This is a genomic window from Proteus sp. PR00224, assembly GCF_016238105.1.
GTDB lineage: Bacteria > Pseudomonadota > Gammaproteobacteria > Enterobacterales > Enterobacteriaceae > Proteus.
Genome location: NZ_JAEHQU010000005.1, coordinates 23,742 through 50,094, shown reverse-complemented (window position 1 = coordinate 50,094; position 26,353 = coordinate 23,742). Strand labels below are relative to the sequence as shown.

26 protein-coding genes are annotated in these 26,353 nt (G+C 37.4%); 17 read left to right on the top strand and 9 right to left on the bottom strand.

What is annotated here, in order from left to right; genetic code table 11:
- Positions 1–13: 13 nt before the first annotated feature.
- Together csdE and csdA are read right to left on the bottom strand one after the other, a co-directional pair.
- Positions 14–454, bottom strand: a complete 441-nt coding sequence (gene csdE / locus JEP71_RS10390) for a cysteine desulfurase sulfur acceptor subunit CsdE (RefSeq protein WP_198620945.1) — start codon at positions 452–454, stop codon at positions 14–16.
- 5 nt (positions 455–459) lie between these two features.
- Complete coding sequence (gene csdA, locus JEP71_RS10385; protein ID WP_198626192.1) at positions 460–1,671, bottom strand: cysteine desulfurase CsdA; 1,212 nt, start codon at positions 1,669–1,671, stop codon at positions 460–462.
- Positions 1,672–2,335: 664 nt separating this feature from the next.
- Between csdA and JEP71_RS10380 the strand changes: the two genes are divergently transcribed.
- Genes JEP71_RS10380 through rlmM form a run of 3 tightly spaced genes read left to right on the top strand, consistent with a single transcriptional unit; the run spans position 2,336 to position 4,785 of the window.
- Complete coding sequence (locus tag JEP71_RS10380; protein WP_023582728.1) at positions 2,336–3,256, top strand: transcriptional regulator GcvA; 921 nt, start codon at positions 2,336–2,338, stop codon at positions 3,254–3,256.
- Positions 3,257–3,299: 43 nt separating this feature from the next.
- Positions 3,300–3,695 carry a DUF423 domain-containing protein gene (locus JEP71_RS10375; RefSeq protein WP_036913817.1) on the top strand — a complete coding sequence of 132 codons (396 nt, stop codon included), beginning with the start codon at positions 3,300–3,302 and terminating at the stop codon, positions 3,693–3,695.
- A complete protein-coding gene (rlmM, locus tag JEP71_RS10370) occupies positions 3,688–4,785 on the top strand; it encodes a 23S rRNA (cytidine(2498)-2'-O)-methyltransferase RlmM (protein ID WP_109373102.1) in 1,098 nt (365 codons plus the stop codon). Before JEP71_RS10375 ends, rlmM begins: the two co-directional genes overlap by 8 nt.
- 132 nt (positions 4,786–4,917) lie before the next feature.
- Here rlmM and xni read toward each other — a convergent pair whose 3' ends face one another.
- The 3 genes from xni to queF all read right to left on the bottom strand — a co-directional run bounded on the left by xni (position 4,918) and on the right by queF (position 7,977).
- Positions 4,918–5,667: a flap endonuclease Xni gene (gene xni, locus JEP71_RS10365; RefSeq protein ID WP_198626191.1), complete on the bottom strand. Its 750-nt coding sequence runs from the start codon at positions 5,665–5,667 to the stop codon at positions 4,918–4,920.
- A gap of 6 nt (positions 5,668–5,673) precedes the next feature.
- Positions 5,674–7,041, bottom strand: coding sequence for a nucleotide 5'-monophosphate nucleosidase PpnN (ppnN, locus tag JEP71_RS10360; protein ID WP_109373104.1), 1,368 nt, complete (start codon positions 7,039–7,041; stop codon positions 5,674–5,676).
- A gap of 90 nt (positions 7,042–7,131) precedes the next feature.
- Complete coding sequence (gene queF / locus JEP71_RS10355; RefSeq protein WP_198626190.1) at positions 7,132–7,977, bottom strand: NADPH-dependent 7-cyano-7-deazaguanine reductase QueF; 846 nt, start codon at positions 7,975–7,977, stop codon at positions 7,132–7,134.
- Between the two features lie 156 nt (positions 7,978–8,133).
- Between queF and syd the strand changes: the two genes are divergently transcribed.
- The 7 genes from syd to JEP71_RS10320 all read left to right on the top strand — a co-directional run bounded on the left by syd (position 8,134) and on the right by JEP71_RS10320 (position 14,200).
- Positions 8,134–8,685, top strand: a complete 552-nt coding sequence (gene syd, locus JEP71_RS10350; protein WP_196532763.1) for a SecY-interacting protein — start codon at positions 8,134–8,136, stop codon at positions 8,683–8,685.
- A 465-nt stretch (positions 8,686–9,150) separates the two neighbouring features.
- On the top strand, positions 9,151–9,474 hold the full coding sequence (locus JEP71_RS10345) for a YqcC family protein (protein WP_109373107.1): 324 nt from the start codon (positions 9,151–9,153) through the stop codon (positions 9,472–9,474).
- An 8-nt stretch (positions 9,475–9,482) separates the two neighbouring features.
- A complete protein-coding gene (truC, locus tag JEP71_RS10340) occupies positions 9,483–10,247 on the top strand; it encodes a tRNA pseudouridine(65) synthase TruC (protein WP_198626189.1) in 765 nt (254 codons plus the stop codon).
- Between the two features lie 302 nt (positions 10,248–10,549).
- A complete protein-coding gene (ptsG, locus tag JEP71_RS10335) occupies positions 10,550–11,995 on the top strand; it encodes a PTS glucose transporter subunit IIBC (protein WP_198620940.1) in 1,446 nt (481 codons plus the stop codon).
- Positions 11,996–12,153: 158 nt separating this feature from the next.
- Positions 12,154–12,642, top strand: coding sequence for a hypothetical protein (locus JEP71_RS10330; protein ID WP_198626188.1), 489 nt, complete (start codon positions 12,154–12,156; stop codon positions 12,640–12,642).
- The gene (locus JEP71_RS10325; RefSeq protein WP_198626187.1) at positions 12,606–13,667 is read left to right on the top strand and encodes a hypothetical protein; all 1,062 of its coding nucleotides are present in this window, start codon (positions 12,606–12,608) and stop codon (positions 13,665–13,667) included. Before JEP71_RS10330 ends, JEP71_RS10325 begins: the two co-directional genes overlap by 37 nt.
- Positions 13,668–13,756: 89 nt before the next feature.
- Positions 13,757–14,200 (top strand): flavodoxin, encoded by a 444-nt coding sequence (locus JEP71_RS10320; protein WP_198626186.1) that lies wholly within the window; start codon positions 13,757–13,759, stop codon positions 14,198–14,200.
- Positions 14,201–14,346: 146 nt separating this feature from the next.
- Here JEP71_RS10320 and JEP71_RS10315 read toward each other — a convergent pair whose 3' ends face one another.
- The 4 genes from JEP71_RS10315 to map form a co-directional block, all read right to left on the bottom strand.
- The gene (locus JEP71_RS10315; RefSeq protein WP_006535910.1) at positions 14,347–14,733 is read right to left on the bottom strand and encodes a DUF3461 family protein; all 387 of its coding nucleotides are present in this window, start codon (positions 14,731–14,733) and stop codon (positions 14,347–14,349) included.
- Between the two features lie 70 nt (positions 14,734–14,803).
- Positions 14,804–15,628 carry a 2,3,4,5-tetrahydropyridine-2,6-dicarboxylate N-succinyltransferase gene (dapD, locus tag JEP71_RS10310; protein WP_160230642.1) on the bottom strand — a complete coding sequence of 275 codons (825 nt, stop codon included), beginning with the start codon at positions 15,626–15,628 and terminating at the stop codon, positions 14,804–14,806.
- Between the two features lie 34 nt (positions 15,629–15,662).
- Positions 15,663–18,308 (bottom strand): bifunctional uridylyltransferase/uridylyl-removing protein GlnD, encoded by a 2,646-nt coding sequence (glnD, locus tag JEP71_RS10305; RefSeq protein ID WP_198626185.1) that lies wholly within the window; start codon positions 18,306–18,308, stop codon positions 15,663–15,665.
- A gap of 157 nt (positions 18,309–18,465) precedes the next feature.
- Positions 18,466–19,263 (bottom strand): type I methionyl aminopeptidase, encoded by a 798-nt coding sequence (gene map / locus JEP71_RS10300; RefSeq protein ID WP_075671708.1) that lies wholly within the window; start codon positions 19,261–19,263, stop codon positions 18,466–18,468.
- A gap of 597 nt (positions 19,264–19,860) precedes the next feature.
- Between map and rpsB the strand changes: the two genes are divergently transcribed.
- The 7 genes from rpsB to cdsA all read left to right on the top strand — a co-directional run bounded on the left by rpsB (position 19,861) and on the right by cdsA (position 26,344).
- Positions 19,861–20,586, top strand: a complete 726-nt coding sequence (gene rpsB / locus JEP71_RS10295; protein ID WP_023582712.1) for a 30S ribosomal protein S2 — start codon at positions 19,861–19,863, stop codon at positions 20,584–20,586.
- Between the two features lie 135 nt (positions 20,587–20,721).
- Positions 20,722–21,573, top strand: coding sequence for a translation elongation factor Ts (gene tsf / locus JEP71_RS10290; protein WP_109373115.1), 852 nt, complete (start codon positions 20,722–20,724; stop codon positions 21,571–21,573).
- Between the two features lie 136 nt (positions 21,574–21,709).
- Positions 21,710–22,438, top strand: a complete 729-nt coding sequence (gene pyrH / locus JEP71_RS10285) for a UMP kinase (RefSeq protein ID WP_023582710.1) — start codon at positions 21,710–21,712, stop codon at positions 22,436–22,438.
- Between the two features lie 112 nt (positions 22,439–22,550).
- Complete coding sequence (frr, locus tag JEP71_RS10280; RefSeq protein ID WP_109373116.1) at positions 22,551–23,108, top strand: ribosome recycling factor; 558 nt, start codon at positions 22,551–22,553, stop codon at positions 23,106–23,108.
- 192 nt (positions 23,109–23,300) lie between these two features.
- Positions 23,301–24,494, top strand: a complete 1,194-nt coding sequence (gene ispC / locus JEP71_RS10275; protein WP_198626184.1) for a 1-deoxy-D-xylulose-5-phosphate reductoisomerase — start codon at positions 23,301–23,303, stop codon at positions 24,492–24,494.
- Between the two features lie 283 nt (positions 24,495–24,777).
- The gene (gene uppS, locus JEP71_RS10270; protein WP_232797595.1) at positions 24,778–25,479 is read left to right on the top strand and encodes a polyprenyl diphosphate synthase; all 702 of its coding nucleotides are present in this window, start codon (positions 24,778–24,780) and stop codon (positions 25,477–25,479) included.
- A 1-nt stretch (position 25,480) separates the two neighbouring features.
- Positions 25,481–26,344: a phosphatidate cytidylyltransferase gene (cdsA, locus tag JEP71_RS10265; protein ID WP_198620934.1), complete on the top strand. Its 864-nt coding sequence runs from the start codon at positions 25,481–25,483 to the stop codon at positions 26,342–26,344.
- The last annotated feature ends 9 nt before the right edge of the window (positions 26,345–26,353 follow it).

Here is a 26,353-nt window from a genome sequence, read left to right as displayed (position 1 = left end):
TAGAGTATAAAACTTAATGCTGGGATGTGAGTGATTTCAATCGCGCGATAATTGCATTCACTCCGTCAGTGCGAGATTGGCTAATTTGATTAGCCAATCCTAATTGTTCAAAAATCGCTAACATATCGATATCAGCTATTTCTTGTGCCGTTTTATTTTCAACAGCGACTAAAATAATAGCCAGTAAGCCTTTTACAATACGACCATCGCTATCACCATAAACATGGTATTTGCCGTCATTATTTAATTCAACGCCTAGCCACACTCTGTTCTCACATCCTTTGATTTCTTTTTCTGTTGTTTTTAATTCATCAGGTAATGCAGGTAATTTACGAGAAAGTTGAATTAATTGGCGATATTTATCTTCCCATGCTTTTGATTTTTGAAAATCATTAAGCAAGATATCTAGGGTGATTTCATTGCCAAAAGGATGCTGTGTTGTAATGTTGGTCATGATAATTATTCGTCTTTTAAGAGTGTTAACGCAAAAATAACAGCGTCAATAAAGGCATCAATATCAGAAAGTTGATTATAAGGCATAAAAGAAATGCGTAAACAGCCTGAAATATTTAATGAATCAATAAGAGGTTGTGCGCAGTGTTGCCCTGTGCGTAATGCAATACCTTTCTCTGTGATTAATGTTGCTAAATCACTATGATGAACACCTTCGAAATTGAAAGAAACAATCGATGAGTTGGTGGCTCGGTAACTGATAAACCCATTTAGCTCACTCAGACGCCTCTCTGCTTCTTCTGCAAGCTCAAGAGCATATTGGTTAGCATGATGCATATCTTGTTTTTCTAACCAGGCTAATGTGGCTGAAAATGCAATAACACCCGCAACATTAGGCGTTCCAGCTTCAAAACGCTGAGGAATAGGCGCGGGAGTAAAACCATCAAATGTTGCGTTAGTGAGCATCTTTCCACCACCATGCCAAGGTGCCATGTCTTTTAAATGTTTTCGTTTACCATAACAAATACCTAACCCATTAGGGCCATAAAGTTTATGAGCAGAAAAAACATAGAAATCGATATCAAATGCTGTGACATCTGTTGGGTGATGCGCAATACCTTGCGCTCCATCGACAACCAGTAAGCAATTATCATATTGATGAACGCATTGAGACACTTTATCTAATGCGATTTGAGCACCTGTCACATTCGACATTTGGCTAACAGCAACAATTCGTGTCCGCTTATTGATTAAAGCATTTAAGCTATTAATTGAAGGTAAAAAATGCTCCTCAATAGCCCAACGGATCACTCGAGCGCCTGTTTGTTCCGCTAGTATCAACCAAGGAATAAGGTTTGCATGGTGTTCTTGCTCACTAACAATTATTTCATCACCTGCTTGTAAGCGTGGACGAAAATAACCTTGAGCAATAAAGTTGAGTGATTCTGTGGTGCCTTTTGTCCAAATAATCGTATCACTATCAGCACTATTGATTAATTCGGCAACTTGTTGACGTGTCGCCTCATATTGTTGCGTTGTCTCTTTAGCATGCTGATATTGGCTACGGTGAACCGTCGCAAAATTATGGCGATAAAACGCATCTGAGGCTTCTATCATGGCGAGAGGCTTTAATGCAGTTGCTGCACTATCGAGATAAATAGTTTTTTCTTTAAGAGCAGGAAATTGTTGTCGAAATAAATCAGGTGAAAATACGTTCATAGTTAGGCTGTATTGGTAGACGAATAAATTTTCGTGATTTGTCGTTAAAAATAGGGCGTATAGATTATACGGTTAATTATATTTATTTATAACGGAAACCTAAAGGCACCCGTTTGTTATAAGTCATTGCGCTCATAATAACACGATTAAGATGATGAAAGTTCACTCAATAAAAAATCACTGAGATCAGATTAAGATCCTATTTTTTCTTGTTTTAATTTATTGGGGATAATTTGTAGTGAGTTTTTTTAGAATAAAGATGATAAGTTCATTATAAAAAATGGATGAAAACATCAAAACGGTATGTGTGAGTCATTCAAAAGTAGAGAAAAATAGGGAATAAAAAAAGCACCGCCTTGGCGGTGCACTATAAAATCACTATGGACAGACAGGGTAAATGTACAGGAAGTGAAAAAAAAACAGTAGCATCAGCTACTAAGTCTGGAATTTCCAGACAACTTGCAAACACAACATCACAACCACAAAGCCAAAAGTTTCGCAGTATTACTACTACACAACTTTTCGTTCCGGCTTAGGAAGTGCGCTTACTATAGGTATTTACTGGCTAATCATCAAGGGACAATTTATAATGCTTCGCATAAAAAAAACTAATGATGAAAGTTAGGATCTACTAATAGCCAAAATAGGGGTTTAAGAACTGAATATGTCTAAACGTTTACCGCCATTAAATGCGCTTAGGGTTTTTGATTCAGCGGCACGTCATTTAAGTTTTACTAAAGCCGCTGAAGAATTATTTGTGACACAAGCAGCAGTGAGCCACCAAATTAAAACATTAGAAGAATTCCTTGGGCTAAAATTATTTAGAAGACGCAACCGCTCTCTTTTATTAACCGAAGAAGGGCAGAGTTATTACCTCGATATTAAGGAAATCTTTTCATCAATTAACGAGGCAACTCGCAAATTATTAGCTCGAAGCGCGAAAGGCGCACTTACTGTTAGCCTTTCTCCAAGTTTTGCTATTCAATGGTTAGTACCACGGCTATCTGGATTTAATCAAGCTTATCCGGGAATTGATGTGCGAATTCAGGCTGTTGATAGAGAAGAAGATAAGCTGGCTGATGATGTTGATGTAGCTATTTTTTATGGTCGAGGAAATTGGACTGGTTTACGTACAGACCGCCTTTATGCGGAATATTTGATCCCTGTTTGTGCACCATCTTTACTTACAGGTGAAAAACCACTAAAAACCCCATCCGATCTGATTTATCATACATTGCTACATGATACATCTCGTCGAGATTGGCAAGCTTATGTACGTCAATTAGAGATACAAAATCAGATAAATGTGCAACAAGGGCCTATTTTTAGCCATAGTTCAATGGTGATACAGGCCGCTGTACATGGACAAGGCGTTGCATTAGTTAATAATGTAATGGCACGTAGTGAAATAGAATCAGGTCGATTAGTAAGACCTTTTCCAGATGTCCTTGTTAGTAAAAATGCATTTTATTTAGTTTGCCAAGATAGCCAGGCTGAATTAGGTAAAATTGCGGCTTTTCGCCAATGGATTTTATCTCAAGCAGCGAATGAGCAAGAAAAGCTGGGTTTACTGACATCATCTTAATATTGCGATTGGCAAATATCTTCTAGATAGGAAGGAATAAACAGTGAATAGTCGTACATTGCTTATGTTTTCCGCGATTAGTGGCTTCTTTTATGTTGCTTTTGGTGCATTTGCAACTCATAAACTTGCACCGCATTTATCGCCACAACATTGGGAATACATTCAGTTAGCGATGCGCTACCAAATCGTCCATACCTTATTACTTGTCGGGATCGCGGCAATGTTAATGCGTAAAACCATTTTATGGTTTTATTGGGCAGGTATTTTCTTTGGTGTTGGTATTCTACTTTTCAGTGGTAGCCTTTATTGTATGGCGCTAACACAAGTTAGGTTGTTATCTTATTTTACGCCAATTGGTGGATTTAGTTTTCTTATTGGTTGGGCTTTAATTTTTATTGGCGCTTTGCGTCTAAGGGCACCGGCGTCTCGCCATGAATAAAGTTGCATTATATTGTCGCCAAGGTTTTGAAAAAGAGTGCGCGGCTGAGATTACGGATAAAGCAGGTCAAATCGGCGTTTATGGCTTTCCTCGTGTTAAAGAGGGAAGCGGTTATGTGATCTTTGAATGCTACCAAGAAGGTGAAGCAGACAAGATCGCGCGTGAAGTGAGTTTCCGTGAATTAATTTTTGCTCGTCAGATGTTTGTAACAGGTGAATTACTTAAAGATTTACCGCCAGAAGATAGAATCACACCGATTGTTGGAATGTTAAAAGGTGCTGTCGAAAAAGCGGGTGAACTTCGAGTTGAAGTTGCAGATACTAACGAAAGCAAAGAATTATTAAAATTCTGCCGTAAATTTACGGTGCCATTACGTAATCATTTACGTAATGAGAAAATTTTGCTGAAAGTAGAGAATTTTAGCCGCCCTATTATCCATGTGTTTTTTATTGCACCGGGATGTTGTTATGTTGGCTACTCTTATAGTTTTAATAATTCCGCATTTTATATGGGTATTCCTCGATTAAAATTCCCATCAGATGCACCAAGTCGTTCGACATTAAAACTTGAAGAAGCATTTCATATTTTCATTCCTTATGAGGAGTGGGAAGAGCGTTTAGCAAGTGGAATGAAAGCGGTTGATTTAGGAGCATGCCCCGGTGGTTGGACATATCAATTAGTGAAACGCAGTATGATGGTACATGCTGTTGATAATGGCCCAATGGCACAATCTTTGATGGATACAGGACAAGTTCGTCATCACCAAGTTGATGGTTTTAAATTTGAGCCTACAACTAAAAATATCACATGGCTTGTTTGTGATATGGTTGAAAAACCAGCTAAAGTTGCTGCATTAATGACAACTTGGATTGCTAATGAATGGTGTCGCGAAGCTATCTTTAATCTAAAACTGCCAATGAAAAAGCGCTATGAGGAAGTCTCTCATATCCTTGAAAAAATAAAGTCAGAGTTAGCGGAAAAAGGGATCAACGTTAAGATCCAAGCTAAGCACCTTTATCATGATAGAGAAGAGATAACGGTTCATATTCAAAATATTTGGGCTGCTTATCGACCAGATCGTGAGTTCTAAAACTGTTCAAAGCACATCGATTTGTTGATGGCAATAAAAGGCTAAGTTTATAAAGAAACTTAGCCTTTTTTAATGGAAGCGAGTTATTCAAAGATATATTTGCTCGTTGAGTTTTAATAACTAAGAACTGAGCTATTTTAACCGTAACTGTTGTAGATTACCGTTTAATTGAATATCAGTACGTAATGTCGTGATTTTCCGACTGATAAATGCAGACTCTTTATGGGTAATAAGTTTGTTTTTCCATTTAGTCGGAACATCATCAATATGCAGATAGAGTGATTCTAGATCTGGGTGAATTTGTAAAAGTTCGGTAGCACTTTTAGGCCCAATACCAGGAACGCCTGCAACCTTACTGCTACTTACGCCTGTTAATCCCCAATAGTCGGTAAGTTGAGATGGCTCGACACCAAACTCAGCTCTAATAAATTCTAAATCTAACCAGCGTCGTTGAAAATAATCGCGTATACGAACAGAGGGCGAAAGCAACTGGCAATAGCCTTTATCCGTTGAAATAATCGTGACTCGAAAACCTGCACTTGCCACTTTAGTTGCCAATGTTGCGGCAACGTCATCAGCTTCATCACCACCTGAGTGCCAGCTCTGTATTCCTAAATTAAGTAACATTGCTTTAATTTTAGGTAATTGTTGTCGCAAGTCATCAGGCATTGGTGTGCGACCCGCTTTATAATCGGGTAACAGTTTATGTCGCCAGCTACCGTCTCTGTCGTCTTCGTCAAAAACTGCTACGGCATGAGTAGGTTGTGTGTGGCCAAGTAGTTGATTGACACTTTGTTCGCACACTGTAAGGCAGGAAGAACCTGATGCCGCATGAATGCGGCGGATCAGGTTTAAAGCATCAATAATCAGCAAATGTATCATAATAAATTAGCTGATAATCTCGTAACACGGTTGGTAAGCTGTACCACCGGGAAGTTTCATACGGTGTTGCTCAACAAAGCCTGCTAATAAAATATCCATGCGACGCATAATTTCACTATCACCATGAATTTTATAAGGGCCATGAGCTTCAATCGCTTTCATACCCACTTCTTTTACGTTACCCGCGACAATACCCGAGAAAGCACGACGTAAGTCAGCGGCTAATTTTTCTGGTGATTGATTTGTGCTTAGATTAAGTGATGCCATGTTTTCATGGGTTGGTTCAAAAGGATGTTGTAAATCAGCATTGATCTTCATTGACCAGTTAAAGCTATAAGCATCACCTGTGCTACGACGATTATCTTTTACCAATGGCATATATTTTTTCATGATACGAGCTACTTCAGGTGCATCATCAATAATGATTTGGTAATGACGACGAGCTTCGTCGCCTAATGTATTGGCGATAAAGTCATCTAATACATTAAAGTAGTCTGCACTTTCTTTAGGACCAGTTAAAATTAGTGGTAATACTTGGTCTTGGTTTTCTGGAGACATAAGAATACCAAGCAGATACAGCAATTCTTCTGCTGTTCCTACACCGCCTGGGAAAATAATAATACCATGTCCAATTCGTACGAAAGATTCCAGACGTTTTTCAATATCTGGCATAATAATCAGTTCGTTAACTAATGGATTTGGTGGCTCTGCCGCAATGATTGACGGTTCTGTCATACCAATAAAACGGCTATTTCTATAACGTTGTTGAGCATGACCCACAGCAGCACCTTTCATTGGTGCTTCCATTGCTCCGGGACCACAACCCGTACAGATATTAAGCTCACGTAGCCCTAATTCGTTACCTACTTTTCTGCCGTAAAGGTATTCAGTTTCATTGATTGAGTGACCACCCCAGCAAACGATCATATTAGGATCTTCATCAATATGAAGAGCTCGTGCATTACGCAAAATCGAGAAAATGGTATTAGTGATGTGAGTACTATTTTCTAAGTTCAGGTGAAGATCACGTTTTGCTGTTGTGATTTGCCCGTGAACAAACAATATGTCACGAAGCACTGCAAATAAGTTAGCTTGTAATGAGCGAATAATTTTTCCGTCAACAAAAGCGTCTTCAGGAGGATTGACTAACTCTAGTTTTACGCCACGTTCACGGCGCAGTACGTTAATATCAAAATCTTGGTATTTAGATAACAGTTCTTTACTACTATCAGTAAGGCTACCAGAGTTGAGAACAGCGAGAGAACAATTGCGAAACAGCTGATAAAGATCACTGCTTGCGGTTCTCTTTAGCATATCAACTTCTAGCTGTGAAAGCAGATCCATGGAACCTAATGGGCTGACATGAGTTATCACGTAGGACTCCTTTTTCTCCTGAAATAACAAACTGAAGTGCAACTGATCTTGGTATAACACAGATCATATTAACATACAGGCATTATTCCGTTATTGTCTGGCTAATCGACTAATTTCTGGAACAAACTCACAATTACTACGCCAAGGATTGATGTCTAATCCACCGCGTCGTGTATATCTTGCATAAATAGTTAATGTTTCTGGAGCACATAATTGCATGATATCGTGGAAAATTCGCTCAACACACTGTTCATGAAATTCATTGTGTTGTCTAAATGAAACTAAATAGCGTAGTAGTTTTTCACGATCAATCTTTTTACCCTTATATTGAATAGCAACTGAGCCCCAATCTGGTTGATTAGTAATAAGGCAATTTGATTTTAACAGATGGCTGACAAGGGTTTCTTCAACTAGTGTATCGGTTGTCGATTCGTTTAACCATTGCGCATCAAACTGATAATTATCAATTTCAATATCTTGTTCATCAATACACTCTCCAGCAAAATCAACAATAGGTTGTGATGTAAAATGCGAAAGTGGATAAATGGTTAGATTAACTTTGCCTTTAGCACAAGTCGTTAAATCTTTAAGTAAGGTTTTTTCGACGATATCCCAACTTTCAAAACGAGTTTGATTAAAACTATTGAGATATAATTTAAAACTTTTAGATTCAATAAGATTTTCAGTGGTTGCATCTAATTCAACATGACCAATAGCAACTTGTGGTAAGCCTTTGCTATTAAGCCATGAGAGCTCATACATGGTCCAAATATCACCACCATGAAAAGGTAAATTTTCAGCAGTTAAAGAGAGTGAATCTCGATTTAGGCTACGTGGTACACCTTGCAATAATCCGGCATCATATTGATCATGATATTGAGTCTCTTTGCCCAGAGATAATGCTTCAAGAGATTTATCACCTTGATATAAAGACATAATTTACATCCTAACTTTAGCTGAAAATAAAAGAAGGTTAATTATACTATTGAAACATCAATAGTATATGAATGCTTTATTTTTGATGCTCTGAATTAGTGACATAATCAGGTAACATAAAGGAAATTCTTATTTAAATAGATAAAACAGATAATCATGACTGAAAACATCTCCTCCGAACTAAAAGCCTTTACACAAAAGTATGTTGATTTATGGCAAGAAAAATCAGGCTTACCTCCTGCAAGTGAAGATCTTTATGGTGTTCCTTCTATTTGTATATCAAGAACAGGCGATGAAGTTGTTTACTGGTTACCGCAACCTTTTGTAGGAACAGATAAACTAGAAAAAGTTGAAAAAGCAATGGGGATTATTATTCGCCCTGAATTGCACAATTACTTTACCACTCAGTATGCTGGAGATATGCAGGTTCGTTTTAGAGAGATAGATTTCAGCTTGATCCAAGTGTGGAGTGAAGAGGATTTTATTCGCTTACAAGAAAACATTATTGGTCATTTGGTGACTCAAAAGCGTTTAAAACTTACACCAACATTGTTTATCGGCACCACAGATTCAGAAAATGAAATAATTTCTGTGTGTAATGTTTCAGGGGAAGTCATTCTTGAAACTTTCGGCAAACAGAAAAGAGAAGTTTTAGCTGAAAATTTATCTCTCTTTCTGTCAGAATTAGTCGCTGTATATAATGAGTGACGTAGTCTATAAACCTTTTTTCTTGTGAGATATGTCTTACAAAAAAGCGTGTGTTTTTTTATCAAAAAACGTCACTGATAAAAATATAATCGGTTTATTTAAATAGAACAATAAGTTATTAACTTATTGTTTTTATTTATAGTTATGGCTCTTTAATTGCTTTTGTTTTGTGGGTTGTTTAACTAATCAATTATTGGCATTCTACGTTCACCAAATAAGGGACTGTTTGGTGACCGATAAAATGTAGAGTAATCAAGGACACAGGAAATAGGATATTTCCATTAATGTGGATACGGACTTAATCACAGGGATAGATAAAAACGGTCTTGCTTGGATGCATGTGTTGTACAGACAACTATTTTTCTTGTCTAAAAGGAGTTTCGGCTCCTTTTATTTTTTTATTTGTTTTCTGCTATTCCATCCCAATGTTATCCTTATTCGTAAGTTTTATATAAGGGATAAATGATGACACCAGAACAACGCATTTTAGCAAAATTGCTCTTGATTGAAGAAGAGATGAAGAACATTGAGCTATGGCAATTAGAATCTCCTACTGAACAAGCATTTGAAAGTGTTGAGCCTTTCTGTATTGATACAATGAGTGCTCATGAATGGTTGCAGTGGGTATTAATTCCGCGATTGTCATCGATGATTGAAAATGAGATGCCATTACCTAATAAATTCGCAATCGCACCTTATTACGAAGAAGCATTTAAAGAAGATAAGAGTCGAGATGTTACTGATTTACTCAATCATTTGCGTGAACTTGACGCAATGTTTAAATCATAAGGTCGATAATGCTAGATATTATTTATCAAGATGAACATCTTGTTGCGGTGAATAAACCTGCGGGTTGGCTTGTTCACCGCAGTTGGTTAGATAGACATGAAACAGTGTTTGTGATGCAGACCCTAAGAGATCAAATAGGGCAACATGTTTTCCCTGTTCATCGTTTAGATAGGCCTACATCAGGTGTTCTATTAATGGCACTTTCTTCTGATGTTGCTAGAGCGCTATCTCAATCTTTTGAACAACATAAAACAGAAAAAATTTATCACGCTATTGTTCGAGGATACGTTGAAGAGGCGTCTGTTATTGATAGCCCTTTAGTCGAGGAGCTCGACAAAATTGCAGACAAATTTGCAACTCAACCTCCACAAATTCAAGATTGCGTGACGCACTGCCAGCCATTAGGAATTGTTGAAAAAGAGGTTGCGATTGGGCGCTATCCTACATCTCGATTTAGTTTATTAGAGCTACGTCCTGAAACGGGACGCAAGCACCAATTACGTCGCCATATGTCTCATATTCGACACCCAATTATTGGTGATACTGCTCATGGTGATTTACGTCAAAACCGTGGTGTTGTAAATCATTTTCAATCTCATCGCTTGATGTTACATGCAAGCCATCTAAACTTAATTCATCCAATCACATTGCAACCACTTAACTTAACAGCTAAATGGGATCTGCCTTGGCAACACCTTATTAATCAATTTGGTTGGCGTGGATTAAGACCTGAATTAGAGCAGTATGGTGAAGATTTAGCTCATCATTTTTAATTCCTTTCTTAATTTCAAATATTACTTTCTTTGCGTGACTATTAAGGCTTTTTTACTTAAGTCTTAATGGTTTGCGCAAATTTATAATCTATTTTAACTATTTGTAAAATATATAATTCTATTAATTGATCTGATCACATGTTTGAAACGTGACAGCTATCATGTATTCATTAAGCGATTTATTTTATGATGTAAAATAAATAAGGCTTATCATTAGATAAGTTTATGAAATAAAACCCACACTACTTTAAACAAATAAAAACTTACAACATATAAAAACCCACATTCCGGGAGTCTGCTTGATGTTTAAAAACCTATTTGTTGTTTTACAAAAAATCGGAAAGTCCTTGATGTTACCGGTATCTGTACTACCTATTGCCGGTATTTTATTAGGGGTTGGTTCCGCTGATCTTTCATGGATCCCTTCTTCTGTTTCTCAAGTTATGGCAGAGGCTGGTGGTTCGGTTTTCTCTAATATGCCACTTATTTTTGCCATTGGTGTTGCGTTAGGTTTTACCAATAATGATGGGGTATCAGCACTGGCCTCTGTTGTGGCTTATGGCATTATGTCTAAAACCATGATTGTGGTTGCTCCTTGGGTTTTAGGTTTAACACCAGCAGAAATTGAGGCTCAGCACCTTACTGATACAGGAGTATTAGGGGGGATCATCGCTGGTATTATTGCCGCCTCTATGTTTAATCGTTTTTATCGCATCAAATTACCTGAGTATTTAGGCTTCTTTGCTGGTAAGCGTTTTGTTCCTATTATTTCAGGTTTAATCGCTATTTTTGTTGGGATTATCTTAGCCTTTATTTGGCCTCCTATTGGTACAGCAATTCAACGTTTTTCTGAATGGGCTGCGTATCAAAACCCTGCTGTCGCTTTTGGTATTTATGGTGTTGTAGAGCGTGCATTAGTACCATTTGGTTTACACCATATCTGGAACGTGCCATTCCAAATGCAAGTGGGTGAATACGTAAATAGTGCAGGGCAAGTATTCCACGGTGATATTCCTCGCTATATGGCAGGTGATCCAACTGCGGGTATGTTGTCAGGTGGCTTTTTATTTAAGATGTTTGGTTTACCTGCTGCCGCGATTGCGATATGGCATTCAGCACGTCCAGAGAACCGTGTAAAAGTCGGTGGTATCATGATTTCTGCGGCATTAACTGCCTTCTTAACAGGGATCACAGAACCTATCGAATTCTCATTTATGTTCGTCGCACCTATTCTTTACGTTATTCACGCTATTTTAGCGGGCTTAGCATTCGTTATTTGTATCTTGTTAGGTATGCGTGATGGAACCAGTTTCTCTCATGGCCTAATTGATTTTATCGTATTGAGTGGTAATAGCAGTAAACTGTATCTATTCCCAATTATTGGCATACTCTATGCAATAACTTATTACTCTATTTTCCGTTTCTTAATCGTGAAATTAAACCTGAAAACTCCAGGCCGAGAAGTAGAAGATAAAAATGCGAAACAAGCGGATAAAAGTGCTATGGGACAATCTTTAGTCGCTGCGTTTGGTGGCAAAGACAATATCAGTAGTTTAGATGCTTGTATTACTCGTTTACGTATTGGCGTTAAAGAGATTGAAAAAGTCGATCGTGATGAGTTGAAAAGACTAGGTGCTGCAGGTGTTGTGGTTGTTGGCTCGGGTATTCAAGCGATTTTTGGTCCTAAGTCAGATAATCTAAAAACTGAAATGGATGAATATATTCGGTCTTTGGATTCTGGTAAGTGATAAATAATAGTCTTTAATTAAAATAACACGCTTAAATTTATTATTGGGCGTGTTTTTTTATATCATAGCGCATATGAATTAAACTCTTTTTTGAAATTATTATCTGCTATTCAATAATATTATGGTTGTAATATTATAATTGAATATGAGTAATAATAATGAAAATATATTTCGATAAGTTAGCAAAATTTTTACCTGCAAATGATAAAAGAGAGAATGTGGTATTTTTACTATCTGAAAAAATAGCTAATTGTTTAAACTCATTACCTAATGATAATTTTTTTATTTTAAAACATAAAATTAGTAACGTTTATGTTGATAAGAATTTTTTCACTGAAATAAAAAATGAATTAACTGATGTAATTAATAAATATATAGAGGGTAATATTCATCATTTAGATAAAATTAATAAAGCTAATAATAAATGCGGTGGTGTTTTTTTAGATAGAGAAAATATTAATTGTCTTACAGTTATAAACCTTAACTCATTAGATACTGTACAAAAATTTATTGAGACTATAATTAGTGAAACAGGCTCTTCTTCTCTGAAAGATAAAATTCTTAATAAAGATAATAACCCAGCTATTAATTTATTTTTTGAGAAGGGTTTTTGTGTAGATTTGAGAGAAAATCTATTAGTCAGTTAATTAAAGAGATAAAAAATAAAATAATAGAGTTAAATCCCGGGTGTAACCTACCTTTTATAATCGGTAAGAAAGAATATATATTTGTTAAGTTAGGTAATGTAGAAGCTGCTAATAATCAAGTTAAAATAGAAAGTAAAGATGATAATAATATTAAAATTTGTTTTAATAAAGATAATAATTCATTAAATAAAGAAAAAATTGAATCTGCGCTTACTAAATTTGAAATATCATTTAATTTTCTTAATGAAAATATCAATAAATTATATGATGTAATAAATAAATATTATAAATTTGCAAGTCTTAATAATGCTAATAATACCTTTGGCTTTATTAAGGATGGTGATGAAACGCTTGAGGATATTAATAAAGTTATTAATGAAAAAGACGAAGAACAATCTATAAAAAAACATTCGGATGTTTATAATGAATGTAATAAAACCTGTAAATTACTTAATGTATTTCATCAAGATTTCGTTAAAAAGTTTAGAGAAAAATCTTTAGAAAAAAATGATATTGATAAATTATCAGAAATGATAAAAAAAATTGAATCCAATACGGATTCCTTAGCGATTGAATTAAAATCTCTGGCATCTTTCTCTAATGCTTATAATAATTATGAAAATAAAATAAAAAATAAAGTTTCTAATATAGCAATCAAAAATAGCTCTTGCTGTTCGATTAATGAAATCACAACAAAAACAAATGAATGCTTATCATTATTAGATGGTTTTATAAAAAGAAAGGAGACGGGTTTTTTGTCTAAAGTGTATAAGTTTTTTTTTCCTAAAAAACATAATGAATCTTTGAGTCTATTAATTAATTATAAGAGTGAAATTAATAAGATATCATCTTATCTTAATAGTTATAAAGAAAAAAATGAATATTTTACTATCAATGATATTAGTTTAATGGTTACATCAAGGTTATCTAAAATAAATTACCCTGAAAGTTTATTAGGTTATTTATATGGAGAAAAGAGTAAGTGTAATAATTTCATTCAGTCTCTTTTTAAAAAGGATGACTGAATTTATTCTCATTGAGAATAAATTGACAATATTATATGTTTGATGCTTAGTTTATTAGTTATCAAACAGTATTAAGTGGGCTAAATATTATGGCTAAAGTAGGTATTTTTGTAGGGACTGTTTACGGTAATGCATTAGCAGTTGCTGAAGAGGCACAGCGTATTTTACTTGAGCATAATCATCAAGCTAATGTTTACGAAGAAGGCACACTTGCAGATTGGGAAAAATATTCAACAGTACTTGTGATAACGTCAAGTACTGGGCAAGGTGATTTACCTGATACCATTGCTCCTCTATTTCATGAACTACGTGATAATGTAGGATATCAGCCAAATCTAAATTATGGCTTGATTGCCTTAGGCGATAGTAGTTATGACTATTTTTGTGGTGCAGGGATGCAATTTGATGAATTACTGCAAGAGCACCAATCAAAGCGTATCGGTGAAATATTAAAAATAGACGGTATGGATGTCGCGGAGCCAGAAGTATTTGCTATAGGTTGGCTTGAAAACTGGGTTGGCCTATTAAATTAAGTAGAAAATAATCTGATATTTAATTGGTTAATAAAATAATGAGCCATATTCAGTATCTTAAAACACCGCTTGTTTCTATTTTATACAGTAACTAAGCGGTGTTTTTCTATAAAACTGACATACATAACAGTTAAAATGCCTTGTTATTAACGACGAGTCAGTTTTTCTAAATCGGCTTCGATTTCAGCAATTTTATTTGCTACAACGTGCTCAAGATGACGCAAGTCGTCCAGAATTTTATGTTTTAAATCGACTTCTACTTGGTCTTGTTGGCAAATTTGATCTAATTCTTCAATAACATAACGTAAGTTAGTATTGATTTCATTAACTTCTTTAAAACCTTGTCCTGATTGACCATCAGAAATTGTTTTACGTTGGCGTGGATATTTAAATTTTACGCTTTTTGCAAAGAATTCACCTTTATCTTTGCGAAAATAGATTTTTAAAATATCGTTGTTAGCTTCTTGGCGTAGAGTATAGCGGTCAATATCTTCAGGATGCGGGATCCCTAAATTTTTTAAATTATCGTACATATATTGGCACCTGATAGAAAGATGAGTGAAAGAATAGCGAACAGAATTAATTCTATCCGCTGTTCTTATATTAGTCGATAGTTCTTAACAATTCATTAATGCCTACTTTTCCACGCGTTTTAGCATCAACTTTTTTCACAATTACGGCGCAGTAAAGGCTGTAACTTCCATCTTTGGACGGTAAATTACCAGAAACAACAACAGAGCCAGCAGGGACTCGACCGTAATGAACTTCGCCTGTTTCTCTGTCATAAATTTTGGTACTTTGACCAATATAAACGCCCATTGAAATAACCGCGCCTTCTTCGACAATAACGCCTTCAACAATTTCAGAACGCGCGCCAATAAAGCAGTTATCTTCAATAATGGTTGGGTTTGCTTGTAGTGGCTCTAAAACACCACCAATACCAACGCCACCAGAGAGATGAACATTTTTCCCGATTTGAGCACATGAACCTACTGTTGCCCATGTATCAACCATGCTACCTTCATCAACGTAAGCACCAATGTTGACATAAGATGGCATTAAAACAGTGTTGCGAGCGATGTAAGCCCCTTGTCTAACTGCTGCGGGAGGAACAACACGAAAACCTTCTTTTTCAAAACGTGCTTGATCATAATCAGCAAATTTCATAGGCACTTTGTCAAAATAGCGACTTTCATTGCCATCTATCACTTGATTGTGATTAATACGAAAAGAGAGCAAAACCGCTTTTTTCAACCATTGATGAGTCACCCACTGACCATCAATTTTTTCCGCGACACGCAGTTTCCCGCTGTCTAGCAGTGCAATAACGCTATTAATAGCATCACGAATATGAGGCTCAACGTTGTTTGGAGTGATATCAGCACGATGTTCGAAGGCGTTATCAATAATAGATTGTAATGCTTGCATTAATAGTATTTCCTATATGTATTGTCGTGGGTTTCTATATTTTATCCTTTGAAACTAGGGCTTTTGTCAACCTTTCTACGACTTCATCCTTCATTTTTTGGTTTAATGCCTTATTTTCGCTATCGGTTAATACGAAGAAGTCCTCAACACGTTCGCCTATTGTGGTTATTCTGGCACCATGTAATGAAAGTGAAAGATCAGCAAACACTTTACCAATAATTGCTAATAATCCTGGACGATCTCGTGCAAATAGTTCCATATAGGTGCGCTTATTATGGTTAGAAGCGATAAAGTTAATTTTTGTCGGAACGTCAAAATGGCGTAATTTGGCGGGTAATGAGCGTGTTTTTGCATTGGCGTTATAAGGGGCGGATACAACTTGGATAAGAGCGTTGCGGATTGCATTATATCTATCAATTGCCAGAGGTTTACCATTAGGCTCTAACACAATAAAAGTATCCATAGCCATGTTATCGCGGTTAGTAAAAATTTGAGCGTTATGGATACTTAAATTGCGTCTATCCAATTCACCTGCAACAGATGCAAAAAGGGATGGTCTATCAGCACACCAAATAAAGATTTCAGTACCACCATGCTCAGTTTGTTGGCTGATTAGCACCATAGGTTCAGCGCTATTATGCTCAATTAATGCAAGCGCATGCCATGCAATTTGTTCTGGTGTATGTCGTAAAAAATAGTCGGCATGGCAACGTCCCCAAATTGCCTGCAATTTATCTTCATCAACCTGTTTCATTCGTAAAATAGTTAGTGCTTGCAAACGATGATGGCGAATACGTTCACGTAAATCGGGAATAGAGTGCATACCTTGGCGTAGCTGATTTTCTGTTGATAAAAAAAGTTCACGTAATAGGCTCTGTTTCCAGCTATTCCATAGGCTACTATTAGTTGCACAGATATCCGCAACCGTTAAGCACAAAAGATAACGTAATCGACTTTCATTTTTTACTTCTGATGCAAACTGAAAAATAATGTCAGGATCTTGAATATCACGTCGCTGTGCTGTAACAGACATAAGTAAGTGATGACTAACAAGCCATTCAACTAATGCCGATTCTCTTTGATTTAAACCATGTTGTTGAGCAAAATGAACAACATCTTGGGCTCCTAATACGGAGTGATCACCATGGCGACCTTTGGCAATATCATGAAAAAGTGCAGCTAAACGTAATAATTCAAGTTGAGGAAGTTTGGGATAAATATCAACACAAAGCGGATGTTGCTCGTGGTTTTCATAAGAATCAAAACTTTCCAGTTTTTGTAAAACACGAATTGTATGTTCATCAACGGTATAGGCATGGAATAAATCAAACTGCATTTGACCCACAATATTATTCCATTGTGGGAAGTAAGCCGCTAATACACTATGTTTGTGCATGGGAACGAAAGCACCAGAAACTGCACGAGGATGGCGCAAGATCTGCATAAAAACTTGACGTGCGAGTGGGTACTCACATAACGGCTGTACTAGATGCCGACGAGCGTAACGTAAATGGCGGAGTGTTGTTGAATAAATTCCTGTGATCTCTTTATGCTCAGCCATACGTAAAAAGAGGCGCATAATAGCGATAGGATCATCAAGGAAGCAACTGTCATCAACGACATCAATTAATGAGCCTCTTAGTTGAAATTCATTATCTAAAGGTCGCGGTTTTACATTAGGTTGCAGAGCAAGAATGGCTTCATCAAATAATTGAAGTAACATATCATTTAACTCACTGACACGACGAGTTACGCGATAATAATCCTTCATCATTTTTTCAACGGGCTGATTGCCTTCGCCTTCATAATTTAAAAGTTGAGCAACATTGAGTTGTCTATCAAACAATAGACGATTGTCATAGCGAGAAAGTACAAGATGGAGAGCAAAGCGAATTTTCCATAGTGTGTATTGGCACTCTAGTAGCTCTTGTCCTTCCGCTGGCGTTAAAAAGCCAAAGTTGACCATTTCAGAAACTGAAGCAGCACCAAAATGGCGATGTGCTACCCAAATTAGAGTGTGGATATCGCGCAGTCCACCAGGGCTGCTTTTGATATCAGGCTCTAGATTATAACTAGTGCTATGGTATCGTTGATGTCTCTGTTTTTGTTCTTCAACTTTTGCAGCAAAAAAATCAGGTGATGGCCAAAATCCTTGGCTAAAAATATGGTTAATTAATTGCTGATAAAGTGAATTATTCCCACAAATAAGACGTGCTTCTAGTAAGTTTGTTGCAACCGTTAAGTCTGAAAGACCTTCTAAAAGACATTCTTCCATTGTTCTAACACTGGCACCAATTTCAAGGCGTACATCCCACAGTAATGTAATGAGTTTGCTGACTTTATCTTCTGCTTCTGGTGATAAAGGTGTCTCACTTAAAAAGAGAAGGTCAATATCAGAAAGTGGATGTAACTCTTGCCTGCCATAACCACCGACCGCAATGATACTAAGGTCTGGATAATCGGATAATTGTGTATAGCGCCATAATTGTGTTAATAGTTGATCAATGAAATGGCTACGAGCTTGAAGTAATAAAGCGACATCAACATCATGGTGAAAAGCCTCTGTTAACCAAGACTGAAATTGTTCGATTGATTGCTTAAGTTCAGCACAATTTTGTGTATTTTCTGTCAGCAAAAAAGGGGAAGGGGGCGGAGTTTGAAATGCGTTTTTATGAGTCATTGTTCGTCTTCTTTCTCAATGTTTGCTTATGACATTAAGACTAATGTTAAAACGATAACCTGACTAGTAATTCTGCTGTTTCATAGCAAATAAAATAAAAAAAGCGACACATCTCGAAAAAATATGTCGCTTTTACATTTTTAGCTAAAAAAGAATCTTATTCGTTGACTAATACCGCAGAAATAAACGGTTCTTCTTCTTTGCGTAATGTCATGATTTCACAGCCATTATCGGTAACGACTAACGTATGTTCGTATTGTGCTGACCAACCTCTGTCTTTAGTTTTAACAGTCCAGCCATCTTTCATTGTACGAATACGGTAATCACCTGTGTTTACCATTGGTTCAATGGTGAATGCCATGCCTTTTTGTAACACAACACCGCTATCATCTGCATCGTAGTGTAGAACTTGAGGTTCTTCATGGAACCCTTCACCAATACCATGACCACAATATTCGCGAACAACAGAATAGTCATGACCTTCAACAAATTTTTGAATTGCTTTGCCAAGTTCACGTAAGCGAATACCTGGTTTAACCATTTTAATGGCAAGGTAGAGGCTTTCTTGGGTGATACGACATAAACGTTCACCTTGTATTGTTGGTTTACCTACGATAAACATTTTTGAAGTATCGCCATGAAAACCATCTTTAATGACAGTGACATCAATATTAACGATATCACCATCTTTAAGGATTTTCTCTTCGCTAGGAATACCGTGGCAAATAACATCGTTAACCGAAATACAGACTGATTTAGGGAAACCATGATAGTTAAGACAAGCAGGAATAGCCTGTTGTGCGTTAACAATATGTTCATGACAAATACGGTCTAATTCAGCGGTGTTTACGCCAGGTTTTACGAACGGTGCGATAATTTCAAGAACTTCTGCCGCAAGACGACCTGCGACGCGCATTTTTTGAATATCTTCTTCTGTCTTGATTACAATAGCCATTTGAGTTCTTCGTCTAGATTAAAAGCCACAATACGAATTAGATAACACACTTTGTTGTATTCATATTTTGTATTGCAGGTTAAATGAATGATGATGAGAAATAATTCTGATTACCATTTATAATATCAGCAGAAAGTAGGTGTGCCAATAAAGAGGATATGTGCAATCTGTCTGATATCGAGAATAATGACGAACATTACGCCTTCTTAATCTGATTGTCTTTACATATTGCGCTTTTCTATTTGGTGTTTTTCTAGCAAATTGATATTAGAGCAATATTTCTCATCATTGCGTTAGTCTCGCTTTTTTCTTTGTTCAAATGATGTGTTTTTATGTCAAATAAGCCCGTGGCAAACGCAAGTAATAGTGGTTTCTTGAGGTTATTTATGGTATAAAGCGCGCCGGAGTTCTGTTATTGCATCACACTGTGAGTAATAGCCGTAAATCTGAAACATTCAATTGTGTTAATTACACACACAAATCGGCACATAACGCCGGGGTGCTCTTATGTAAAGGCCAAACCTTTACAGCTGATGAGTCGGTCGTATGGGATTTGTGGACGAAATAACCCCAAATTTAAATTTATAGAGGTCTAAAATGGCAACTGTTTCAATGCGCGATATGCTGCAAGCCGGTGTTCACTTCGGTCACCAAACTCGTTACTGGAATCCAAAAATGAAACCATTCATCTTTGGTGCGCGTAACAAAGTTCATATCATTAACTTGGAAAAAACTGTTCCAATGTTCAATGAAGCTCTGGTTGAACTGAACAAAATTGCTTCTCGTAAAGGCAAAATCCTGTTTGTTGGTACTAAGCGCTCTGCCGTTGAAGCTGTTAAAGAAGCAGCAGAAAGCTGTGACCAGTTTTATGTAAACCACCGCTGGTTAGGCGGTATGCTGACTAACTGGAAAACTGTTCGTCAGTCAATCAAACGCCTGAAAGATTTAGAATCACAATCTCAGGACGGTACTTTTGACAAACTGACCAAGAAAGAAGCGTTAATGCGTTCTCGTGAACTTGGTAAGTTAGAAAACAGCCTGGGTGGTATCAAAGACATGGGCGGTTTACCTGACGCTCTGTTTGTTATCGATGCTGAACACGAACACATTGCTATCAAAGAAGCAAACAACCTGGGTATTCCAGTATTTGCTATCGTTGATACTAACTCTGATCCAGATGGTATCGACTTCATTATCCCTGGTAATGACGATGCAATCCGTGCGGTTAAATTATATCTGACCGCTGCAGCTACAGCTGTTCGTGAAGGTCGTTCTCAAGATCTGGCTGTTCAGGCTGAAGAAGGCTTAGTCGAAGCTGAATAATAAGGCATGCTCGTAAGAGCCCTTATTTAACCAGGTATTGCTATATATTGGTTAGGGGGCCTCAATAGGCCCCCTTTACACATCTGCTATGAGAACATCTATGGCTAGTCCATAGAAAAGTCGAGGAAGAAACAAATGTCTGGAATTACCGCTGCATTGGTAAAAGAACTGCGTGAACGTACTGGCGCAGGCATGATGGAATGTAAAAAAGCGCTAGTTGAAGCTAATGGTGATATCGAATTAGCAATCGACAACATGCGTAAATCAGGTCAAGCTAAAGCTGCTAAAAAAGCAGGCCGTGTTGCTGCTGAAGGTATCATCCTTGCAGAAGTTGCTGCTGATGGTAAATTCGGTGCGCTGGTTGAGCTGAACTGTGAAACAGACTTCGTTGCTAAAGATGCTGGTTTCATCGCTTTCGGTAAAGAAGTTATGGCTGCTGTATTAGCAGACAAAACTGATGATATCGATGCTCTGAAAGCTAAATTCGAAGAAGCACGTACTGCATTAGTTGCTAAAATCGGTGAAAACATCAACATTCGTCGTGTTGCTGTATTAGAAGCTGACGAATTAGGTACTTACCTACACGGTGCTCGCATCGGTGTTCTAGTTTCAGCTAAAGGCGCTAACGAAGAACTGATCAAACACATTGCTATGCACGTTGCTGCAAGCAAACCAGAATATGTTCGTCCTGAAGATGTTCCTGCTGATGTTGTTGAACATGAGCACCAAATTCAGATGGATATTGCAATGCAATCAGGTAAACCACGCGAAATCGCAGAAAAAATGGTTATCGGTCGCATGAACAAATTCACCGGTGAGATTTCTCTGACTGGTCAGCATTTCGTAATGGATCCAAGCAAAACTGTTGGCGAACTGCTGAAAGAAAACAATGCTGATGTTATCAACTTCGTTCGTTTCGAAGTTGGTGAAGGTATTGAGAAAGTTGAAGCTGATTTCGCAGCTGAAGTTGCTGCAATGAGCAAATAATAACGCTTAGCGTTAACAGAACCGCCTAATGGCGGTTCTGTTTTGTTGTAATCTCCACTGGCTGTTTGCTTTTTTTTGTTAAAAAGAGAAGCTATCTAAAACCTCCAATTAACTAATCTGCTTAGGACAGAACACCATGGCTACCAATGCAAAACCTGTATATCAGCGAATTTTATTAAAGCTGAGTGGCGAAGCCCTGCAAGGCGCAGAAGGTTTCGGTATCGATGCGAGCGTACTTGATCGCATGGCTCAGGAAATCAAAGAACTCGTTGAATTAGGTATACAAGTCGGTGTCGTAATTGGCGGTGGTAACTTGTTCCGTGGCGCGGGTCTTGCTGCGGCAGGTATGAACCGTGTTGTGGGTGACCACATGGGAATGCTCGCGACAGTAATGAATGGTTTAGCAATGCGTGATTCATTGCACCGTGCTTATGTAAACGCACGCCTTATGTCTGCATTTCCACTGAATGGTGTCTGCGATAACTACAGTTGGGCAGAAGCAATTAGCTTATTACGCCACGGTCGAGTCGTTATTTTCTCGGCTGGTACAGGTAACCCATTCTTTACTACCGATTCAGCTGCGTGTTTACGCGGTATTGAAATTGAAGCTGACGTTGTATTAAAAGCAACGAAAGTGGACGGCGTTTATTCTGCCGATCCAACCAAAGATCCTGATGCAGTACTTTATGAAACACTGACTTATCAGGATGTATTAGAACGTGAATTGAAAGTCATGGATCTTGCTGCATTCACATTAGCCCGAGATCATAATTTACCTATCCGCGTATTCAATATGAATAAACCGGGTGCATTACGTCGGGTTGTAATGGGTGAAAGTGAAGGAACTTTGATTTCTCACGCTTAATACACAGAGACAACGGTATAATTTGGCGCTAACATCTAGAGTACGCCAATTCATTTATGTCGATATGATTTCATATCGACTGGAAGATAACCAGTTCCCAAGGGTTTATAACGTGATTAATGAAATCAAAAAAGATGCTCAAGAACGCATGGATAAAAGCGTTGAAGCACTAAAAAGCCAGATTAATAAAGTTCGTACTGGTCGTGCGTCTCCTAGCCTTTTAGATGGCATTGTAGTTGAATACTACGGAGCGCCAACGCCATTAAACCAAGTTGCTAACGTTGTCGCAGAAGATGGCCGTACACTGGCAATCACTGTATTCGACCGTACTTTAGCACCAGCTGTTGAAAAAGCGATTATGGCATCAGATTTAGGTTTAAATCCTTCATCTGCTGGCACCATTATCCGTGTTCCACTGCCTCCGTTAACTGAAGAACGTCGTAAAGACTTAATCAAAGTTGTTCGTGGTGATGCAGAACAAGGTCGCGTTTCTGTTCGTAATATCCGTCGTGATGCTAACGATAAAATAAAAGCATTACTGAAAGATAAAGAAATCAGCGAAGATGATGAACGCCGTTCACAAGATGACATTCAGAAGTTAACTGACATGTTCATTAAAAAAATTGATGATGCATTAGCGCTGAAAGAAGCAGAGTTAATGGAATTCTAATTTTTATATCTTTTTTCGATAATGCCGCTCTTTAGCGGCATTATTTTTAATTATTTATTTGAAAATTCGTGCTTAATACCTTCTTTTGTCACATTATTTATTAAAGTTTTCATCTTTAATCCTCATTTACCTTGCCATACTGATATAATTCTCTTTAATTAAAACGTTGTAGACATACTGATTGATTAATAAATGAAACAAATAACTATATTAGGCTCAACAGGATCTATCGGAACTAGCACTCTTTCCGTAATTGAAAATAATCCTGATGAGTATCAGGTCCTTGCTCTAGCCGCAGGTAAAAATGCAGACAAGATGGCACAGCAGTGCCTTGCTTTCCAGCCTAAATACGCTGTGATGTCTGATGAAAAAAGTGCAAATCAACTTAAACAGTTACTCGCTAATACATCTTGTAAAACAGAAATTCTATCTGGCTCTCATGCGATCAATGAAATTGCAGCTCTTGATGAAGCTGATCAGGTCATGTCTGCTATAACTGGTGTTGCAGGATTAAAACCGACACTTGCAGCCATTGAAAAAGGCAAAAGAATTCTGTTAGCGAATAAAGAATCACTGATAACGAGTGGGCGTCTTTTCTTTGATGCGGTTGCTAAATATGGTGCGACAATTTTACCCATTGATAGCGAACATAATGCAATTTATCAAAGCTTACCTAAAGCAATCCAAGAAAATCTAGGTCATGCGTCTTTAGCGAATGAAGGTGTGACAAGCATTTTGTTAACAGGCTCTGGTGGGCCATTTCGCTATACGCCATTAGAAGAGCTGGATGTAATGACGCCAGATCAAGCGTGTGCGCATCCAAATTGGTCTATGGGGCGTAAAATTTCGGTTGATTCTGCAACGATGATGAATAAAGGGCTTGAGTATATTGAAGCTCGTTACTTCTTTAATGCTTCTGAAGAAGAAATGGAAGTTATTATTCATCCACAATCTGTCATTCATTCAATGGTTCGCTATCGAGATGGCAGTATTATCGCTCAAATTGGTGAGCCCGATATGAGAACACCAATTGCGTACTCAATGGCTTATCCTCATCGTACTCAATCTGGTGCAAAAGCATTAGATTTCTTTGAGATTCAATCTCTAGAGTTTATTCGCCCAGATTATCAACGTTACCCTTGTTTAGCACTTGCTATTGAAGCGTCAAAACGTGGGCAAGCGGCAACAACAGTGTTAAATGCGGCTAATGAAGTGGTTGTTGATGCATTTTTACACGAAAAAGTGAAATTTACTGATATTGCTAAAATTAATCGCAAAGTTGTTGAACATTTTGACCTATCAGAGCCTCAAAGTATTAATGATGTCCTAGAAATTGATAAATTAGCAAGATTAGAAACTCATCAGATAATCACCCAATTTGTATAATGGTGATTATATTTAATATAGGGTGTTTGTTCGTCTTTCTGGCTAATGGTATAGTTGCCGAATCACTAAAGACAATAATGAAAATTAACAGTTCATTACTAAGGCTATCGCTTTAGCAACTTTGAGGCTTTGCCAAAGGCCGTGGGTGACACGGTTTTTTTTTGTGCATAGGTTATCCGAAGAGGACTGTCTGTATCAGTATCAGATTAGCAAAGGGTTAAATTGAGTGAACTTATCCAGTGATGATTCATCCGCATCAAAACCAAAGCATGTTGCTATCATTATGGATGGCAATGGACGCTGGGCAAAAAAGCAAGGGAAGCTCCGAGTAACGGGGCATCGCGCGGGAATTAAAGCAGTTCGGGATGCAGTTAGCTTTTCCGTAAAACACAAAATTGAATCGCTAACGTTATATGCATTTAGTAGCGAAAACTGGAATAGACCAGAGCAGGAAGTGAGTTCTCTCATGGAGTTATTCGTTTTCGCTTTAGATAACGAAGTGAAGAGCCTGCATAAACATAATGTTAAATTAACGGTTATTGGTGATATTAGCCGTTTTAGCCGTCGTTTACAGGACCGAATTAAAAGTTCTGAGGCACTCACTGCGAATAATACAGGGCTTAATTTAAATATTGCGGCTAATTATGGCGGTCGGTGGGATATTACTCAAAGCGTAAAACAATTAGCGACATCCCTCGCAAAAGGGGAAATTAGTCTCGAAGATATTAATGAAAATGCAATATCTTCACATCTTTGCTTGCATAATCAGCCTGAAGTCGATCTTGTTATTCGTACAGGTGGTGAGCATCGTATAAGTAATTTTCTTATTTGGCAGATTGCTTATGCTGAGCTTTATTTTACACAGGTTTTATGGCCTGATTTTGATGAACAAGTTTTTCAGAATGCATTAGATGCTTTTGCTAAACGGGAAAGACGTTTCGGTGGTACTACATCAGAAACAGATACTATAAATCTGGGAGGATAACTTGCTTAAGTATCGTGTCATCACCGCATTAATTTTAATCCCTATTGTTATTGCTGCACTATTTCTACTTCCTCCAGCAGGTTTTGGATTAGTGATTATCGCAATATCAGGCTTAGCGGGTTGGGAATGGGCACAATTTATTGGCTGGCATTCTCAAGGCAAACGTATTGCAACAGGGATCGGTTTTGCTGCATTGTTACTCGTTATGCAGTTTTCTTTACCTAATTTTGACCACCTACTAGACACTCCAATGATAAAAAATGGTTTGTGGGCGGGTTTAATTTGGTGGGTAGCAGCAATTTTATTAGTTGTAAGTTATCCTAATTCAGCCAATATGTGGAAAAATTCAGTTTTTATTAAGCTATTGTTCGGTATATTGACGATTGTTCCTTTTTATTGTGGCATGATGGCGCTGCGTATGCTGGGTTATAACACTGACACTTATACAGGCGCATGGTGGTTACTGTATGTCATGTTATTAGTTTGGGCTGCTGACTCTGGAGCTTATGCTTTCGGACGTTTAATTGGAAAACATAAAATGGCGCCTAAAGTATCCCCAGGTAAAACCCTCGAAGGGTTAGTTGGTGGGTTGATTACGGCAGGTGTTGCATCGTGGTTATTTACTTATTTTGCACCTGTGACTGAAGTACCCAATAACTTGTTATTAATATCTGGCGTTGTCGTCATAGTATCGGTATTTGGTGATCTAGCAGAAAGCATGTTTAAACGTGTTGCAGGCATTAAAGACAGTAGCCAATTGATACCGGGACATGGTGGTGTGCTTGATAGAATTGATAGTTTGACTGCGGCTATTCCAGTCTTTGCAGGATTGGTCTTTCTGATTTCTTCTGGCTTTAAACTATAAAGGTAAGTA

What these genes read in the sequence shown, in the direction of transcription:
- JEP71_RS10380 (WP_023582728.1), top strand. Translation starts at nt 2,336, where the DNA reads ATGTCTAAACGTTTACCGCCATTAAATGCGCTTAGGGTTTTTGATTCA.
- ispC (WP_198626184.1), top strand. Translation starts at nt 23,301, where the DNA reads ATGAAACAAATAACTATATTAGGCTCAACAGGATCTATCGGAACTAGC.
- JEP71_RS10315 (WP_006535910.1), bottom strand. Translation starts at nt 14,733, where the DNA reads ATGTACGATAATTTAAAAAATTTAGGGATCCCGCATCCTGAAGATATT.
- map (WP_075671708.1), bottom strand. Translation starts at nt 19,263, where the DNA reads ATGGCTATTGTAATCAAGACAGAAGAAGATATTCAAAAAATGCGCGTC.
- glnD (WP_198626185.1), bottom strand. Translation starts at nt 18,308, where the DNA reads ATGACTCATAAAAACGCATTTCAAACTCCGCCCCCTTCCCCTTTTTTG.
- xni (WP_198626191.1), bottom strand. Translation starts at nt 5,667, where the DNA reads ATGATACATTTGCTGATTATTGATGCTTTAAACCTGATCCGCCGCATT.
- JEP71_RS10330 (WP_198626188.1), top strand. Translation starts at nt 12,154, where the DNA reads ATGAAAATATATTTCGATAAGTTAGCAAAATTTTTACCTGCAAATGAT.
- rlmM (WP_109373102.1), top strand. Translation starts at nt 3,688, where the DNA reads ATGAATAAAGTTGCATTATATTGTCGCCAAGGTTTTGAAAAAGAGTGC.
- syd (WP_196532763.1), top strand. Translation starts at nt 8,134, where the DNA reads ATGACTGAAAACATCTCCTCCGAACTAAAAGCCTTTACACAAAAGTAT.
- rpsB (WP_023582712.1), top strand. Translation starts at nt 19,861, where the DNA reads ATGGCAACTGTTTCAATGCGCGATATGCTGCAAGCCGGTGTTCACTTC.
- JEP71_RS10320 (WP_198626186.1), top strand. Translation starts at nt 13,757, where the DNA reads ATGGCTAAAGTAGGTATTTTTGTAGGGACTGTTTACGGTAATGCATTA.
- JEP71_RS10345 (WP_109373107.1), top strand. Translation starts at nt 9,151, where the DNA reads ATGACACCAGAACAACGCATTTTAGCAAAATTGCTCTTGATTGAAGAA.
- pyrH (WP_023582710.1), top strand. Translation starts at nt 21,710, where the DNA reads ATGGCTACCAATGCAAAACCTGTATATCAGCGAATTTTATTAAAGCTG.
- csdE (WP_198620945.1), bottom strand. Translation starts at nt 454, where the DNA reads ATGACCAACATTACAACACAGCATCCTTTTGGCAATGAAATCACCCTA.
- queF (WP_198626190.1), bottom strand. Translation starts at nt 7,977, where the DNA reads ATGTCTTTATATCAAGGTGATAAATCTCTTGAAGCATTATCTCTGGGC.
- uppS (WP_232797595.1), top strand. Translation starts at nt 24,778, where the DNA reads ATGGATGGCAATGGACGCTGGGCAAAAAAGCAAGGGAAGCTCCGAGTA.
- tsf (WP_109373115.1), top strand. Translation starts at nt 20,722, where the DNA reads ATGTCTGGAATTACCGCTGCATTGGTAAAAGAACTGCGTGAACGTACT.
- csdA (WP_198626192.1), bottom strand. Translation starts at nt 1,671, where the DNA reads ATGAACGTATTTTCACCTGATTTATTTCGACAACAATTTCCTGCTCTT.
- dapD (WP_160230642.1), bottom strand. Translation starts at nt 15,628, where the DNA reads ATGCAAGCATTACAATCTATTATTGATAACGCCTTCGAACATCGTGCT.
- truC (WP_198626189.1), top strand. Translation starts at nt 9,483, where the DNA reads ATGCTAGATATTATTTATCAAGATGAACATCTTGTTGCGGTGAATAAA.
- ptsG (WP_198620940.1), top strand. Translation starts at nt 10,550, where the DNA reads ATGTTTAAAAACCTATTTGTTGTTTTACAAAAAATCGGAAAGTCCTTG.